At 69.9% G+C, this 14,567-nt stretch carries 20 protein-coding genes; 1 reads left to right on the top strand and 19 read right to left on the bottom strand.

The window, feature by feature from the left end; all coding sequences use genetic code 11:
* Positions 1 to 98: 98 nt before the first annotated feature.
* From MTO99_RS10380 to MTO99_RS10395, 4 genes are all read right to left on the bottom strand, one after another.
* On the bottom strand, positions 99 to 1,658 hold the full coding sequence (locus MTO99_RS10380) for a PTS mannitol transporter subunit IIBC (RefSeq protein WP_243553543.1): 1,560 nt from the start codon (positions 1,656 to 1,658) through the stop codon (positions 99 to 101).
* Between the two features lie 27 nt (positions 1,659 to 1,685).
* Positions 1,686 to 3,365: a phosphoenolpyruvate--protein phosphotransferase gene (gene ptsP, locus MTO99_RS10385; RefSeq protein ID WP_243553544.1), complete on the bottom strand. Its 1,680-nt coding sequence runs from the start codon at positions 3,363 to 3,365 to the stop codon at positions 1,686 to 1,688.
* A gap of 39 nt (positions 3,366 to 3,404) precedes the next feature.
* On the bottom strand, positions 3,405 to 3,671 hold the full coding sequence (locus MTO99_RS10390; protein WP_243553545.1) for an HPr family phosphocarrier protein: 267 nt from the start codon (positions 3,669 to 3,671) through the stop codon (positions 3,405 to 3,407).
* Between the two features lie 85 nt (positions 3,672 to 3,756).
* The gene (locus MTO99_RS10395; RefSeq protein WP_243553546.1) at positions 3,757 to 4,068 is read right to left on the bottom strand and encodes a PTS sugar transporter subunit IIB; all 312 of its coding nucleotides are present in this window, start codon (positions 4,066 to 4,068) and stop codon (positions 3,757 to 3,759) included.
* Between the two features lie 189 nt (positions 4,069 to 4,257).
* Here MTO99_RS10395 and MTO99_RS10400 point away from each other — a divergent pair, with 189 nt between their 5' ends.
* Positions 4,258 to 6,174, top strand: coding sequence for a BglG family transcription antiterminator (locus tag MTO99_RS10400; RefSeq protein ID WP_243553547.1), 1,917 nt, complete (start codon positions 4,258 to 4,260; stop codon positions 6,172 to 6,174).
* A gap of 28 nt (positions 6,175 to 6,202) precedes the next feature.
* Here MTO99_RS10400 and map read toward each other — a convergent pair whose 3' ends face one another.
* The 15 genes from map to rplP all read right to left on the bottom strand — a co-directional run bounded on the left by map (position 6,203) and on the right by rplP (position 14,567).
* The gene (gene map / locus MTO99_RS10405) at positions 6,203 to 7,054 is read right to left on the bottom strand and encodes a type I methionyl aminopeptidase (RefSeq protein ID WP_256461007.1); all 852 of its coding nucleotides are present in this window, start codon (positions 7,052 to 7,054) and stop codon (positions 6,203 to 6,205) included.
* 5 nt (positions 7,055 to 7,059) lie between these two features.
* On the bottom strand, positions 7,060 to 7,737 hold the full coding sequence (locus MTO99_RS10410; protein ID WP_243553548.1) for an adenylate kinase: 678 nt from the start codon (positions 7,735 to 7,737) through the stop codon (positions 7,060 to 7,062).
* The gene (secY, locus tag MTO99_RS10415) at positions 7,734 to 9,056 is read right to left on the bottom strand and encodes a preprotein translocase subunit SecY (RefSeq protein ID WP_243553549.1); all 1,323 of its coding nucleotides are present in this window, start codon (positions 9,054 to 9,056) and stop codon (positions 7,734 to 7,736) included. Before secY ends, MTO99_RS10410 begins: the two co-directional genes overlap by 4 nt.
* A gap of 115 nt (positions 9,057 to 9,171) precedes the next feature.
* The gene (gene rplO / locus MTO99_RS10420; protein ID WP_243553550.1) at positions 9,172 to 9,840 is read right to left on the bottom strand and encodes a 50S ribosomal protein L15; all 669 of its coding nucleotides are present in this window, start codon (positions 9,838 to 9,840) and stop codon (positions 9,172 to 9,174) included.
* Positions 9,840 to 10,025: a 50S ribosomal protein L30 gene (gene rpmD, locus MTO99_RS10425; RefSeq protein ID WP_149161181.1), complete on the bottom strand. Its 186-nt coding sequence runs from the start codon at positions 10,023 to 10,025 to the stop codon at positions 9,840 to 9,842. Before rpmD ends, rplO begins: the two co-directional genes overlap by 1 nt.
* Positions 10,025 to 10,720, bottom strand: coding sequence for a 30S ribosomal protein S5 (gene rpsE / locus MTO99_RS10430; RefSeq protein ID WP_435520749.1), 696 nt, complete (start codon positions 10,718 to 10,720; stop codon positions 10,025 to 10,027). Before rpsE ends, rpmD begins: the two co-directional genes overlap by 1 nt.
* Positions 10,717 to 11,076, bottom strand: coding sequence for a 50S ribosomal protein L18 (gene rplR, locus MTO99_RS10435; RefSeq protein WP_243553551.1), 360 nt, complete (start codon positions 11,074 to 11,076; stop codon positions 10,717 to 10,719). Before rplR ends, rpsE begins: the two co-directional genes overlap by 4 nt.
* A 2-nt stretch (positions 11,077 to 11,078) precedes the next feature.
* Positions 11,079 to 11,615, bottom strand: coding sequence for a 50S ribosomal protein L6 (gene rplF / locus MTO99_RS10440; protein ID WP_243553552.1), 537 nt, complete (start codon positions 11,613 to 11,615; stop codon positions 11,079 to 11,081).
* A 4-nt stretch (positions 11,616 to 11,619) separates the two neighbouring features.
* Complete coding sequence (gene rpsH, locus MTO99_RS10445) at positions 11,620 to 12,018, bottom strand: 30S ribosomal protein S8 (protein WP_243553553.1); 399 nt, start codon at positions 12,016 to 12,018, stop codon at positions 11,620 to 11,622.
* A 146-nt stretch (positions 12,019 to 12,164) separates the two neighbouring features.
* The gene (rplE, locus tag MTO99_RS10450) at positions 12,165 to 12,752 is read right to left on the bottom strand and encodes a 50S ribosomal protein L5 (RefSeq protein ID WP_243553554.1); all 588 of its coding nucleotides are present in this window, start codon (positions 12,750 to 12,752) and stop codon (positions 12,165 to 12,167) included.
* Positions 12,752 to 13,111: a 50S ribosomal protein L24 gene (gene rplX, locus MTO99_RS10455; RefSeq protein WP_243553555.1), complete on the bottom strand. Its 360-nt coding sequence runs from the start codon at positions 13,109 to 13,111 to the stop codon at positions 12,752 to 12,754. The genes rplE and rplX overlap by 1 nt, the downstream gene beginning before the upstream one ends.
* Before the next feature lie 2 nt (positions 13,112 to 13,113).
* Positions 13,114 to 13,482 (bottom strand): 50S ribosomal protein L14, encoded by a 369-nt coding sequence (gene rplN, locus MTO99_RS10460; protein WP_243553556.1) that lies wholly within the window; start codon positions 13,480 to 13,482, stop codon positions 13,114 to 13,116.
* A gap of 31 nt (positions 13,483 to 13,513) precedes the next feature.
* Positions 13,514 to 13,819: a 30S ribosomal protein S17 gene (gene rpsQ / locus MTO99_RS10465; protein WP_149161173.1), complete on the bottom strand. Its 306-nt coding sequence runs from the start codon at positions 13,817 to 13,819 to the stop codon at positions 13,514 to 13,516.
* A 2-nt stretch (positions 13,820 to 13,821) separates the two neighbouring features.
* Positions 13,822 to 14,148 (bottom strand): 50S ribosomal protein L29, encoded by a 327-nt coding sequence (gene rpmC, locus MTO99_RS10470; RefSeq protein ID WP_149161172.1) that lies wholly within the window; start codon positions 14,146 to 14,148, stop codon positions 13,822 to 13,824.
* On the bottom strand, positions 14,148 to 14,567 hold the full coding sequence (gene rplP / locus MTO99_RS10475; protein WP_067948577.1) for a 50S ribosomal protein L16: 420 nt from the start codon (positions 14,565 to 14,567) through the stop codon (positions 14,148 to 14,150). The genes rpmC and rplP overlap by 1 nt, the downstream gene beginning before the upstream one ends.

A 14,567-nucleotide genomic window follows, 5' to 3' on the forward strand; every position in this document is an offset into this window, starting at 1 on the left:
GTCCTTTCGTGAGCGGGTGGTGCGGTCGAACGGGTGGTGCGGATGCCCCGGGCGCTCCCCCTGCGCCCGAGGCATCCAGCCGGTGCGAACGGAACCGCTCAGCGGTCCTTCTCCGACCTGAGCAGGTCGACGACCTCGTCGTACTTCGGCGAGTTCATGAAGTTGTCGACCGACATGTGCAGCGCGTCGGGCGTCTTCTGGCGGGCCCGGTCGGTGAGCTGGTTCTGCGTGATCACCAGGTCGGCCGAGTCATCCAGTGCGGCGATCGCCTTGTTGACCACCGTGACGCCCTCGATGCCCGCCTTGGAGATCTTGTTCCGCAGCACGCTCGCGCCCATCGCCGACGAGCCCATGCCCGCGTCGCACGCGAACACGATGTGCTCGATCGGCTTGCGCTCGAGCGTGGCGGCCGCGACGACCCCTGCGTTCTCGACGTCCTCCATGCCCTCGGCGCGCAGACCCTCGAGGTAGTCGGACTGCTTGCCCTTGGCGGCTTCGGTGCGCGAGATCGCGGCGCCGAACGTGTCGCTGCCCGCGGCCTCGGCCGCGAGATCCCGCTTGCGCGAGGCGCGCAGGATCACCGCGGCGATCACGAACGTGACCGCCGCCGACAGGATGACCGACAGGATCACCGCCACGTACGCCCCCGGCGCGGTCTGGGCGAGCACCGCGATGATGCTGCCGGGCGCGGCCGGCGCCCTGAGCGCACCGCCGAGCAGCATGTTCGTGGTGACGCCGGTCATGCCGCCGGCGATGAGCGCGACGATCAGCACCGGCTTCATCAGCGCGTACGGGAAGTACACCTCGTGGATGCCGCCGAAGAACTGGATGACCGCCGCACCGGGCGCCGACGCGCGCGCCGCGCCGATGCCGAACAGCGTGAACGCCAGCAGCAGCCCCACACCAGGACCAGGGTTCGCCTCGAGCAGGAACAGGATCGACTGGCCGCTGTCGGCGGCCTCCTGCGTGCCGAGCGGCGTGAGCACGCCGTGGTTGATCGCGTTGTTCAGGAAGAACACCTTCGCCGGCTCGATGATGATGCTCGTCAGCGGCAGCAGGTTCGTCTCGACGAGCCAGTTCACGGCGTTGCCGAGCACCGTCATGATGCCGTTGACCACCCACGCGATGGGGTAGAATCCGACGACCGCCATGACGAAGCCCCAGATGCCCGCCGAGAACATGTTCACGAGCATCTCGAAGCCGGCCCTGATCTTGCCGTCCCACAGCTTGTCGAGCCACTTCATCGTGTACGCGGCGAGCGGGGCCATGATCATCGCGCCGATGAACATGTGCACGTAGCCGAGGGGCGCCTCGCCCTCGGGCAGCGTCGCGTTGAACTGGTCGACCAGGTGGTCGGAGCCGACGATCGCGCCCATGACCGCGATCGCGGCCACGACCCCGCCGCGCACCTGGTACACCATGTGGCCGCCGGTGTAGGCGATCAGGATCGGCAGCAGGTAGTGGATCATCGGGCCGACCAGGGTGGCCAGGTCGGCGTTCGGGGTCCACCCGACGTCGATGAAGAACGCCGTGATGATGCCCCAGGCGATGAGCGCGGGGATGTTCGGCATGATCATGCCGCTGAGGAAGGTGCCGAACCGCTGGACGGCGACGCGGACTCCCCCGGGCCGCTTCGCCGTGTCGGACGTCGTTGTCATGGCTGGAGCCTCTCGTTCGGATGCGGATCAGGGCGCGGTCTCGCGCGCCCCGACGGTGGCGGCGGCCGTGGCGGCCGCATGCTTGGCTTCGGCCGCTCCCTCAGCGGCCAGGGCCGCCTCGGCGATCGCGCGTGCGTCGTCGAGGCCGTACCGCGCGAGGGAGGCGCGGACGTCTGCGAGTGCCGATGGGGACATCGACAGGCTGGTGGCGCCGAGGCCGACGAGGACCACGGCGAGGAGCGGGTCGGCGGCGGCTTCGCCGCAGATGCCGACGGGCTTGCCGAGCGCGCCGCCTGCGGCGCCGACCTCGGCGATGAGCTTCAGCACGGCCGGATGCCACGGGCTCTGCAGGTTCGCGACCGTGCCGAGGAGCCGGTCGGCCGCCATCGTGTACTGGGTGAGGTCGTTGGTGCCGATCGAGGCGAAGTCGCTCGCGGCGAGCACCCGGTCGGCGATGAGCGCGGCCGAGGGGGTCTCGACCATGACGCCGGCGACGGCGATGCCGAGTTCCCGCGCGAGGGCGACGAAGTAGCGGGTCTCCTCGACGGTCGCGATCATGGGCGCCATCACCCAGACCTCGGCGTCGGTCGCGGCATCCGCGGCGGCGAGCGCGGTGAGCTGCTCGCGCAGGATGACCTCGGAGCTGCGCAGCGCGCGGATGCCCCGCAGCCCGAGCGCGGGGTTCTCCTCGTCGGCGGCGTTCAGGAACGACAGCGGCTTGTCGGCGCCGGCGTCGAGCACGCGCACCACGACCTTCTTGCCGGCGAACGCGGTGAGCAGTCGGGTGTACTGCTCCTGCTGCTCGGTGATGCTCGGCGCCCGGTCGGCGTCGAGGAAGAGGAACTCGGTTCGGAACAGCCCGACCCCTTCGGCGCCGAGTCGCAACGCCTCGGCGGCGCCGTCGGCGGAGCCGAGGTTCGCCAGCAGCGGCACCGGCGTGCCGTCGGCGAGCGCCCCCGGAGTCACGGGCGCGGCGGCGACGCGCTGGCGCTCGGCGATGCGTTCGCGGGCCTCGGCGGCCTGCACGGCGGTGGGGTCGGCGACGACGAGGTTGCGCTCGGCGTCGACGATGACGGAGTCGCCGTCGGCGAGCTCGGATGCTCCGGCGGCGCCCACGACCGCGACGATCGACTTCTCGCGCGCGAGGATCGCGGTGTGCGAGGTCGGGCCGCCGTCGATCGTGACGAGTCCGAGGACCTGGTCGAGGTCGAGGGTCGCGGTGTCGGCCGGCGCGAGGTCGCGGGCGACGAGCACGAACGGATGCCCCGGATTCGGCACCCCCGGCGCGGGCACCTTGAGCAGGTCGGCGACGACCCGCTGCGAGACGTCGTCGAGATCGGCGGCGCGTTCGCCGAGGTATCCGCCCATGCCTTCGAGGAGTTCGCGGAACGCGGCGAACGCCTCGAATACGGCGCGCTCGGCGGTCTTGCCCTGCGCGAGCCGCTGCACGATGTCGTCGGCGAGGGTCGGGTCGTTCGCCATCAGCGCCTGCGCCTCGAGCACGTCCTTCGCCTGCCCGCCCGCGATCCCGCCGCGCCGCTGCAGCTCGGCTGCGACGACCGACAGCGAGGCGCGGGCGCGCTCCTCCTCACGGGCCGGGTCGAGATGGCTCGGTCGGTCGACCGGCTCGGGCAGTCGCTCGGCCATCCTGACGACCGTGCCGAGCGCGACCCCCTGGCCGATGCCGGTCCCTGCGATCTCCTTCACGCTGCCCTCCCCCTCGAATCGACGGGAACGGGACGCCGCTCAGCCGTCGTGATCGGTGCTGAGCAGCTCGACGAGCGCGTCGAGCACCGCCTGCTCGTCTCCGCCGTCGACCGCGAGCGTGACCTCGTCGCCGTGGTCGATGCCCTGTGCGATGACGGAGAGGATGCTGGCCGCGTTGACGGGCGATTTGCCCGCCTTGGCGATGGTGACACTCGCCCCCGATGCGACGACGGCCTCGGTGAAGAGCTTGGCCGGCCTGGCATGCAGGCCGTGGGTCGATCCGATCCGAACTGTCCGCTCTGCCATGATTCCGGTTCCCGTCGCTGGTGTCCGTTCCCTCGTTCACCATATCGGCCGGTGGCGCCGATCGACATGGTCGCGCGCCCGCGGGTCACGACCCGGCTCCGGCGTGCGTGGTGAGGGCGAGGTCGAGTGCGGTCGCGCCGTCGTCGTGCGCGGCGCCGTCGGGCAGCATCGCGAGCGCGACGGATGCCTCGTCGGCGATCCGCCGCAGCTCGTCGAGCCGTTCGGCGAGGTGCGCTCCGACGAGCAGCACGTCGGCGTCGGCGATTGCCTCGGCCAGGAGCGCCTCGCTCGCGGCGCGCGCGTCGACGTCGAGCCCGCGCTCGGCGGCGAGGCGCCGGACGCGCAAGGCGACGAAGGTGCTCGACGCACCGGCTCCGCAGACCACGATGACGCGCATCGTCCGCCTCCTTCGCCGGTCGTTCGCAGCCGACCGCCCGGTCGCCGTCGTCCTCGGGGCGGCGGGTGCCGCCCGGTTCCGATCCTGCTCCCGTCGGTCGTCCGCGCGCCATCCCGATCCGCTTCCGGCCCCCCGGAAATCGGCTCGGGATGTCCCGCCCGGCGCCGCGCACGATGGAAGACTGGCGGGGTGCCCGAGGGATGGCGGCGACTCGTCGACGAGCTCGCGCGCTCCGGCGACTGGATGACGGCGTCGGAGCTCGCGGCCCGGTTCGGCGTGTCCTCGCGGAGCATCCGGTCCTGGGCGACGCAGGCGAACGCGACCGGGCCGCGAGTGGTGCGCTCCGGCCCCGACGGCTACCGGCTCGACCGCGCGGCGCTCGCCGAGCGCGCCGCAGCCGACCTCGCGCGCGCCGACGACCGGCCGGCGGACCGCCCCGAGGGCCGGGTGGCGCAGCTCGTGCACCGGCTCGTCGACGCCGCCGACGGCATCGACGTGGACACGGCCGCCGGCTCGATGCACGTGAGCGACTCGACGATCGAGTCCGACCTGGCCCGGGTGCGCGCCCGCCTGCGCGGGACCGGGCTGTCGCTCGAACGCCACGGCTCGATCGTGCGCCTCGTCGGGCCCGAGTCGGCGCGCCGGCGGCTGCTCGGAGCGCTGCTGCGGGAGGAGACGGCCCGCGGGCGAGTGGGGGTCGCCGCGCTGCGCCGACGCTTCCCCGAGCTGCCGGGGTTCCGCGACGCGCTCGTCGCCCGGCTCGGCACGGCCGGGTACGCGCCCAACGAGTACGCGCTCGACGACGTGCTGCTGCACCTCATGATCGCGGTGGACCGCATCACGCGCGACCGCACGCTGGAGGCCGAACCCGCCGAACCCGCCGAACCCGCCGAACCAGCCCAGCCGGTGTCGGCATCCGCCGACGCCCCGGACCCGCTCGAGACCCTGCTCGCCCGACTCGTCGACGAGCGCCTCGGCGTTCGGCTCCCGGCATCCGACCGCGCCCATCTCGCCCGGCTGCTGCGGACCCGCGCGGCCACCCGCCGGCTCGACGGGGCGGCCGCGCCCGACGAGCGCCCGAGTTCGCCGCGCACCTCGCTCGTGCGGAGCATCGTCGCGCGCGCAGCATCCGAGTACCTGGTCGAGCTCGAGGGCGACGACTTCATCGAACGCCTCGCCCTGCACATCGACCACCTCGCCGAGCGCTCGGCCGAGGCGTCGTTCTCGCGCAACCCGCTCACCGCGCAGATCAAAGCGGCCTACCCGCTCATCTACGAGCTCGGCGTGTACGTGGCATCCGAACTGCGCCGCACCGAGGGCATCCGCGTGAACGACGACGAGATCGCCTACCTCGCCATGCACCTCGGCGCCCGACTCGACCGCCGGCGCGCCGAGCGCGACGAGGTGCGCGTGCGCATCGAGGCGCCCGCGTACCACGATCTGCGGGAGACGCTCGCCGAACGGGTCGCGACCGCCGCCGGCGAGGGGGTGCTGCTGACGGATGCCACGCCCGCCGACCTGGTCGTCGCCGTCGTTCCTCCGACGGATGCCTCGGAGCGCGTCGTGCTCGTCGGGCCGCTGCCCACCGCCGACGACCTGGAGCGCGTGCGCGCCGAGATCGTCGCCATGCGTCGCGCGCGCCGCACCGCGCGGCTCGCCGCCCGCCTGTCGGAGACGATCGAACCCGGCTTCTTCGTGCGCGGCATGGGCGGCCTGGACCGCGAAGGCGTCATCCGGTTGCTCGGCGATCGGCTCATGGCGGCCGGCGTGGTCGACCGCGGCTACGTCGACGGCGCCGTCGAACGCGAACGCATGTCGTCGACGGCGTTCGCCGACCACCTCGCCGTGCCGCACGCGATGACGATGACCGCCGCGCGCACCGCGATCGCCATCGCCGTCGACGACACCCCGATCGACTGGGCCGGGACCCCGGTGCACGTGGTCGCGCTCATCGCGTTCAGCGACAGCGGGCGGAGCGAGTTCCAGGAGGTGTTCGACCAGTTCGTCGAGACCTTCTCGGAGCGCGGCAACGTGCTGCGCCTGGTGCAGGGCGCCGTCGACTACCCCGGCCTGGTCGCCGAACTCACCCGGCTCATCGAGGCGTAGCCCCGCGGCGGCGGGTTCTGCTCCCGGGTCAGGGGATGGGCACGGGCACGACGCCGTACGGCGCGAGCCCGGCGGCGCCGCCGTCCTCGGCGGTGAGCACCCAGATGCCGTCGGCGTGCACGGCCACGGTGTGCTCGACGTGGGCGGCATCGGCGCCGTCGGCGGTCGCGACCGTCCAGTCGTCGTCGTGCACGAACGTCTCGATGCCGCCGGCGACGATCATCGGCTCGATGGCGACGACGAGCCCGGGCTTCACCGCGGGCCCGCGGCGCTCGACCCGGTAGTTGAACACCGGCGGCTCCTCGTGCATCTGACGGCCGACCCCGTGGCCGACGTAGTCGGTGAGGATCCCGTACCGGTGCCCTGAGCCCGTCGACGCCTCGCCCTGGGCGCGCACGTACTCCTCGATCGCCGTGCCGACCTCGTTCAGATGCGTCGCCTGCGCGAGCCGGGCGATGCCGACCCACAGCGACTGCTCGGTGACCCGGGCGAGTTCACGGCGCGCCGCCACCACGTCGGGCCGATCGGGGTCATCGAGGACGACCGTGAACGCCGCGTCGCCGTTCCATCCGTCGACCTCGGCGCCGCCGTCGATCGAGACGATGTCGCCCGGCCGGAACGGCCGCGAGCCCGGGATGCCGTGCACCACCGCATCGTCGACCGACACGCAGAGCGTGTGCCGATAGCCCGGCACGAGCTTGAAGTTCGACTGCCCGCCGAGCGCCAGGATCGCCTGCTCGGCCGCCGCATCGAGCTCCAGCGGCGTCGCGCCGACCCGCAGCCCGGCACGCGCCGCGGCCAGTGCGGCCGCGGTCGCCCGCCCGGCGGGCAGCATCGCGCGAAGCTGCGCCGGCGACTTGTAGATCGACGAGCGGAACACGCCGCTCAGGCGCTCGCGGCCGCGCTGCCGGGGTGCACCGCGACGAGGCCGCGCACGGCCAGCGCCTGGAAGATGCGGTCGGTCACCTCGTCGAGCGTGCCGACGCCGTCGATGCGGTCGACGACGCCGCGCGCACGGTACACGTCGAGGATGGGCGCCGTCTCGCGCTCGTAGATCGCGAGCCGGTTCGCGATGACCTCTTCGGTGTCGTCGGTGCGGCCCTGCTCGATCGCGCGCTGGCTGATGCGGGCGATCGACTCCTCACGCGGGACATCCAGCTCGATGACCGCGTCCAGCGCCTCGCCGCGAGCGGCGAGGAACGCGTCGAGGTCGGCGACCTGCCCCTGGTTGCGCGGGTACCCGTCGAGGAGGAACCCCTCGGCCGCGTCGGCCTGCGAGAGCCGGTCGCGCACGAGCTCGCTGGTGAGCTCGTCGGGCACCAGGTCGCCCGCCTCGATGATCGACTGCACCCGCTTGCCGAGATCGGTGCCGCCCGAGATGTTCGCCCGGAAGATGTCGCCGGTCGACACCTGCGGAACCCCGAACGCCTGCGCCACGAGGATACCCTGCGTGCCCTTGCCGGAGCCCTGGGGCCCGACGATGAGGAACCGGGCCGAACGCGTGGACGAGACGCCGTCCTGAGCCTGTCGCTCGTCCTGAGCTCTGCCGAACGGAAGGGTCATCGCAGAAGTCCTTCGTAGTGTCGCTGCTGGAGTTGGGCGTCGATCTGCTTCACCGTCTCGAGGCCGACGCCAACGATGATGAGGATCGACGCACCGCCGAACGGGAAGTTCTGGTTCGCCCCGAACCACGCGAACGCGATGAGCGGCAGCAGGGCCACCAGGCCGAGGTAGAGCGACCCCGGGAAGGTGATGCGGGTCAGCACGTAGTCGAGGTACTCGGCGGTCGGCCGGCCCGCGCGGATGCCCGGGATGAAGCCGCCGTACTTCTTCATGTTCTCGGCGACCTCGTCGGGGTTGAACGTGATCGCGACGTAGAAGTACGTGAACCCGACGATGAGCAGGAAGTACAGCAGCATGTAGAGCGGGTGATCGCCCTTGGTCAGGTAGTTCTGGATCCAGATCACCCAGGGCTGCGGCTCCTCGCCGGCGGCGGGCTGGTTGAACTGCGCGATGAGCGCCGGCAGGTACAGCAGCGACGAGGCGAAGATGACCGGCACCACGCCCGCCATGTTCACCTTGATCGGGATGTACGTGTTGTTACCGCCGTACGTGCGCCGGCCGACCATCCGCTTCGCGTACTGCACCGGGATGCGACGCTGCGACTGTTCGACGAACACCACCGCGACGACGATGAGCAGGCCCACCACGAGCACGAGGGCGAAGATGTCCCAGCCGCGCGCCTGGGCGATGGCCCACAGCGAACCGGGGAAGGTGGCGGCGATCGACGTGAAGATGAGCAGCGACATGCCGTTGCCGATGCCGCGCTCGGTGATGAGCTCGCCGAGCCACATGATGAGGCCGGTGCCGGCGGTCATCGTGACGACCATGAGCATGATCGCGTACCAGGCGTCGTTCGTGATGAGCTGTGAGCACTCGGTCGCCGAAGCGCCGCTGAACAGCGCGCCCGAGCGGGCGACCGTGATGAGCGTCGTCGACTGCAGCACACCGAGGGCGATGGTGAGGTACCGGGTGTACTGCGTCAGCTTGGCCTGACCGGCCTGACCCTCCTTGTAGAGGGTCTCGAAGTGCGGGATGACCACGCGCAGCAGCTGCACGATGATCGACGCCGTGATGTACGGCATGATGCCGAGGGCGAAGACGGACAACTGCAGCAGCGCACCGCCCGAGAACACGTTCACGAGCTCGTAGAGACCCGAGGCGCCCTGCGTCGACGCCAGACATGCCTGGACGTTCGTGAAGTCCACGAACGGTGCGGGGATGAACGAGCCGAGCCGGAACAGGGCGACGATGCCCAGCGTGAAACCGATCTTGCGTCGAAGATCGGGGGTGCGGAAGATGCGCCCGATGGCGTTGAACACTCGTCCTCCTGTAGCTCCGTCGTGGAGTCAGTCTTGATGCGGCTCGAGCCTGTCGAGACCCCCGTGAATCATACGCGAGGTCCCGACAGGCTCGAACTCGATGGTGCTTCTGGTCTTACTGGACCGTGCCGCCGGCGGCGACGATCTTCTGCTCGGCCGAGCCGGAGACCTTGTCCACGGTCACGTTGAGCTTGACCTGGATGTCGCCGTTGCCGAGCACCTTGACGCGCTCGTTCTTGCGCACGGCGCCCTTGGCCACCAGGTCGGCGACGGTCACGTCGCCGCCCTTCGGGTAGAGCTCCGCGAGCTTCTCGAGGTTCACGACCTGGTACTCGACCCGGAACGGGTTCTTGAAGCCGCGCAGCTTCGGCGCACGCATGTGGTACGGAAGCTGGCCGCCCTCGAAGCCGGGGCGCACCGTGTTGCGGGCCTTGGTGCCCTTGGTGCCACGACCGGCGGTCTTGCCCTTCGAACCCTCACCGCGACCGACGCGGGTCTTGTCCTTCTTGGCACCAGGAGCCGGGCGCAGGTGGTGCACCTTCAGCACGGGCTCGCGCTTCTCGGCGACATCCGCGGCCTTGGCCGGCGCCTTCTTCGCAGGAGCCTTCTTCGCCGGGGCCTTCTCAGCCGCGGCCTCGTCAGCCTTGGCCGCAGCGGCCTTGGCCGGCGCCTTCTTCGCAGGAGCCTTCTCGGCCGGAGCCTTGTCGGCGGCGGCCTTGGCCGGCGCCTTCTTGGCCGGAGCCTTCTTCGGGGTCTCCTCGGCGACGTTCTTCTCGTCAGCCATCAGTCGATCTCCTCAACCTTCACGAGGTGCGCGACCGTGCGGACATAGCCGCGCACCTGGGGGGTGTCCTCGCGAACGACGCTCTGGCCGATCTTCTTCAGACCGAGGCTGCGCAGCGTGTCGCGCTGGTACTGCTTCTCGCTCACCTTGGACTTGATCTGGGTCACCTTGAGCTGCTTGGCCATCAGGCACCTGCCTTCGCTGCTGCGGCGGCCTCGGCCGCCTTGGCCTCGGCACGCAGGATGCGAGCCGGCGCGACCTCGTCGTAGTCGAGACCACGACGGGCGGCGACGGCACGCGGCTCCTCGAGCTGCTTCAGCGCCTCGACGGTGGCGTGCACGATGTTGATGGTGTTCGACGAGCCGAGCGACTTGCTCAGCACGTCGTGGATGCCGGCGCACTCGAGCACGGCACGCACCGGACCGCCGGCGATGACACCGGTACCGGGCGCGGCCGGGCGCAGGAGCACCACACCGGCGGCCGCCTCACCCTGGACGGGGTGCGGAACGGTCGAGCCGACGCGCGGGACGCGGAAGAAGTTCTTCTTCGCCTCCTCGACGCCCTTCGAGATCGCGGTCGGCACCTCGCGGGCCTTGCCGTAGCCGACGCCGACGGTGCCGTTGCCGTCGCCCACGACGACCAGCGCCGTGAAGCTGAAGCGGCGACCGCCCTTGACGACCTTCGACACGCGGTTGATGGTCACCACGCGCTCGAGGAACTGGCTCTTGTCCGCGTCGCGGGCGCCGCGGTCGCGGCCCTGGCCGCGGTCACGGCCGCCACGACGACCCTCGCGCTCGTTGCGCTGCGGCTCGCTCGATGCGGCCGTCTCGACGGGCGCCTCTGCGGTGGTCACCTCGGTCTCCTTCGTGTTCTCGCTCACAGCTCCAGCCCTGCCTCTCGCGCACCTTCGGCGATCGCAGCGACCCGACCGGCGTACTTGTTGCCGCCGCGGTCGAACACGACCGCGTCGATGCCGGCCTGCTTCGCACGCTCGGCGACCAGTTCGCCGACCTTCTTGGCCTTGGCGGTCTTGTCACCCTCGAACGCGCGGAGGTCTGCCTCCATGGTCGAGGCGGATGCCACGGTGTGGCCCTTGCTGTCGTCGACGACCTGCACGAAGACGTGGCGGGCCGAGCGGGTCACGACGAGACGCGGGCGCACCTCGGTGCCGACGATCTTCTTGCGAAGGCGGGTGTGGCGGCGCGAGCGCGCAGCCGACTTGCTCTTCACAGCCATGATTACTTACCAGCCTTTCCGGCCTTGCGACGCACGACCTCGCCGGCGTAGCGGATGCCCTTGCCCTTGTAGGGCTCGGGCTTCTTGATCTTGCGGATGTTCGCAGCGGTCTCGCCGACGGCCTGCTTCGAGATACCCGAGACCGTGAGCTTGTTGTTGCCCTCGACGACCAGCGTGATGCCGGCCGGCGGCTCGACGGTGACGGGGTGCGAGAAGCCGAGCGCGAACTCGACCGCGCTGCCCTTCTGGGCGACACGGTAGCCCGTGCCGACGATCTCGAGCGCCTTGGAGTAGCCCTGCGTGACGCCGACGATGTCGTTCGCGATGAGCGTGCGGGTCAGGCCGTGCAGCGAACGCGAGGCGCGCTCGTCATCCGGGCGGGTGACGATGACCTGGTTCTCCTCGACCTTGACCTCGATCGGGCTCGCGACGGTGAGCGAGAGCTCGCCCTTCGGGCCCTTCACGGTGACGGCCGAGCCGTCGATCTTGACGTCGACACCGGCGGGGATGTCGATGGGGAGTCGTCCGATTCGTGACATGGAACTACCACACGTAGGCGAGGACTTCCCCACCCACGCCCTTCTTCTCGGCCTGGCGGTCGGTGAGCAGACCGCTGGAAGTGGACAGGATCGCGACGCCGAGGCCACCGAGCACCTTGGGCAGCTCGGTCGACTTCGCGTACACCCGGAGACCGGGCTTCGAGACGCGCTTGATGCCCGCGATCGAACGCTCGCGGTTCGGGCCGAACTTGAGCTGCAGCGTCAGCGTCTTGCCGACGCGCGCATCGGTGATCTCGAAGCCGGCGATGTAGCCCTCGTTCTTCAGGATCTCGGCGATGTGCCCCTTGAGCTTCGAGTGCGGCATCGACACGGTGTCGTGGTGCGCGGAGTTGGCGTTGCGCAGACGGGTCAGCATGTCAGCGACCGGATCGGTCATCGTCATGACGTTCGTTTCCTTACGTTCACCAGGTTTCAGGACCCGTTGCACGGGGACTGACCTGTGGTGGTGGTTCCCGGCGGGTGCCGGGGACCGGGTGGATGCCGCGGATCCCCTTCGACGAGCTCAGGGGCCGTCCGCGGCATCCGGGTTCAGTTGGCGGACTCGCTCGACTTGAACGGGAAGCCGAGCGCCTTCAGCAGCGCGCGCCCCTCGTCGTCGTTCTTCGCGGTGGTCACCACGGTGATGTCCATGCCGCGGACGCGGTCGATCTTGTCCTGGTTGATCTCGTGGAACACGCTCTGCTCCGTGAGACCGAAGGTGTAGTTGCCGTTGCCGTCGAACTGACGGTCGCTGAGGCCGCGGAAGTCGCGGATGCGCGGGAGCGCGAGCGACAGCAGGCGGTCGAGGAACTCCCACATGCGGTCGCCGCGCAGCGTCACGTGGGCGCCGATGGGCTGCCCCTCGCGCAGCTTGAACTGCGCGATCGACTTGCGGGCCTTGGTGACCTGCGGCTTCTGGCCGGTGATCTGGGTGAGGTCGGCGATCGCGCCGTCGATGACCTTGCCATCGCGCGCGGCCTCGCCGACGCCCATGTTCACGACGATCTTCACGAGACCCGGCACCTGGTGCACGTTCGAGTAGTCGAACTGCTCGGTGAGGTTCGCGACGATCTCGCCGCGGTACTTCTGCTTCAGGCGGGGCTGGATTTTGCCAGCCTCCACGGCAGTGTCGGTCATCAGAGGTCCTTACCTGACTTCTTGGCGTAACGAACGCGGACGGTCTTCTCGACCCCGTCCTTCGTCACGGTTTCGGTGCGGAAGCCGACGCGGGTCGGCTTCTTGGTCTCGGGGTCGACGAGTGCGACGTTCGAGACGTGGATCGGGGCCTCGTGGGTCTCGATGCCGCCCGTCTTCGAGCCGCGCTGCGTCTGGCCGACGCGCACGTGCTTGGTGACGTAGTTCACGCCCTGCACGACGACGCGCTCCTGGTCGACCAGCACCTCGATGACCTTGCCCTGCTTGCCGCGGTCGCCGCCGCGGGCCTGGCTCTTGCCCGAGATGACCTGGACCAGGTCGCCCTTCTTGATGTTCGCCATGGTTACAGCACCTCCGGCGCCAGCGAGATGATCTTCATGAACTTCTTGTCGCGAAGCTCCCGGCCGACCGGCCCGAAGATGCGGGTGCCACGGGGGTCACCGTCGTTCTTGAGGATCACCGCGGCGTTCTCGTCGAACTTGATGTAGGAGCCGTCGGGACGACGGGTCTCCTTCACGGTGCGGACGATGACGGCCTTGACCACATCGCCCTTCTTCACGTTGCCGCCCGGGATCGCGTCCTTGACGGTCGCGACGATGATGTCGCCCACGCCGGCGTAGCGACGGCTGGAGCCACCGAGGACGCGGATGGTCAGGAGTTCCTTCGCACCGGTGTTGTCGGCGACCTTGACTCGTGATTCCTGCTGAAGCACTTCAGTCTCCTTCTCAGAAGCAGGCCGCGGCCTACTTCGCCTTCTCGAGGATCTCGACCAGGCGCCAGCGCTTGGTGGCGCTGAGCGGACGGGTCTCCGAGATGACGACCAGGTCGCCGATGCCGGCGGTGTTGAGCTCGTCGTGCGCCTTCACCTTGGAGGTGCGGCGGATGACCTTGCCGTACAGGGGGTGCTTCACGCGGTCCTCGACCTCGACGACGATGGTCTTCTCCATCTTGTCGCTGACGACGTAGCCGCGGCGCACCTTGCGGTAGCCACGAGCCTCGGGGGCCTCGACGGCGACCTCGGCTGCAGCAGCCTTCTTGGTCTCAGCCATGTTCAGGCCTCCTTCGTCTCTGCGGCCTCGGCCGGAGCATCCGCTTCGGTCTTGGCAGCCTTCTTCGTCTTCTTCTCGGCCTTCGCAGGCACCTCGACCGGAGCCGGGGTGGCGCGGATGCCGAGCTCGCGCTCACGGATGACCGTGTAGATGCGAGCGATGTCCTTCTTCACGGCGCGGAGGCGCCCGTGGCTCTCGAGCTGACCGGTGGCGGCCTGGAAGCGCAGGTTGAACAGCTCTTCCTTGGCCTTCTTCAGCTCGTCGACGAGGCGCTCGTCCTCGAAGGTGTCGAGCTCGATCGACTCGAGCCCCTTGGTTCCGACGGCCATTATGCGTCGCCCTCCTCGCGCTTGATGATGCGTGCCTTGAGGGGCAGCTTGTGGATGGCACGGGTCAGGGCCTCGCGAGCGAGTTCCTCGGAGACGCCCGAGACCTCGAAGAGGACCCGACCCGGCTTGACGTTGGCGACCCACCACTCGGGCGAACCCTTACCGGAACCCATGCGGGTCTCGGCCGGCTTCTTCGTGAGCGGACGGTCGGGGTAGATGTTGATCCACACCTTGCCGCCGCGCTTGATGTGACGGGTCATCGCGATACGAGCGGACTCGATCTGACGGTTCGTCACGTACGCGGGGCTGAGGGCCTGGATGCCGAACTCGCCGAAGGTGACCTTCGTGCCGCCGGTGGCCTGGCCGCTCCGGCCGGGGTGGTGCTGCTTGCGGTACTTGACTCGACGGGGAATCAACAT

It is taken from the genome of Agromyces larvae (assembly GCF_022811705.1).
Classification (GTDB): domain Bacteria; phylum Actinomycetota; class Actinomycetes; order Actinomycetales; family Microbacteriaceae; genus Agromyces; species Agromyces larvae.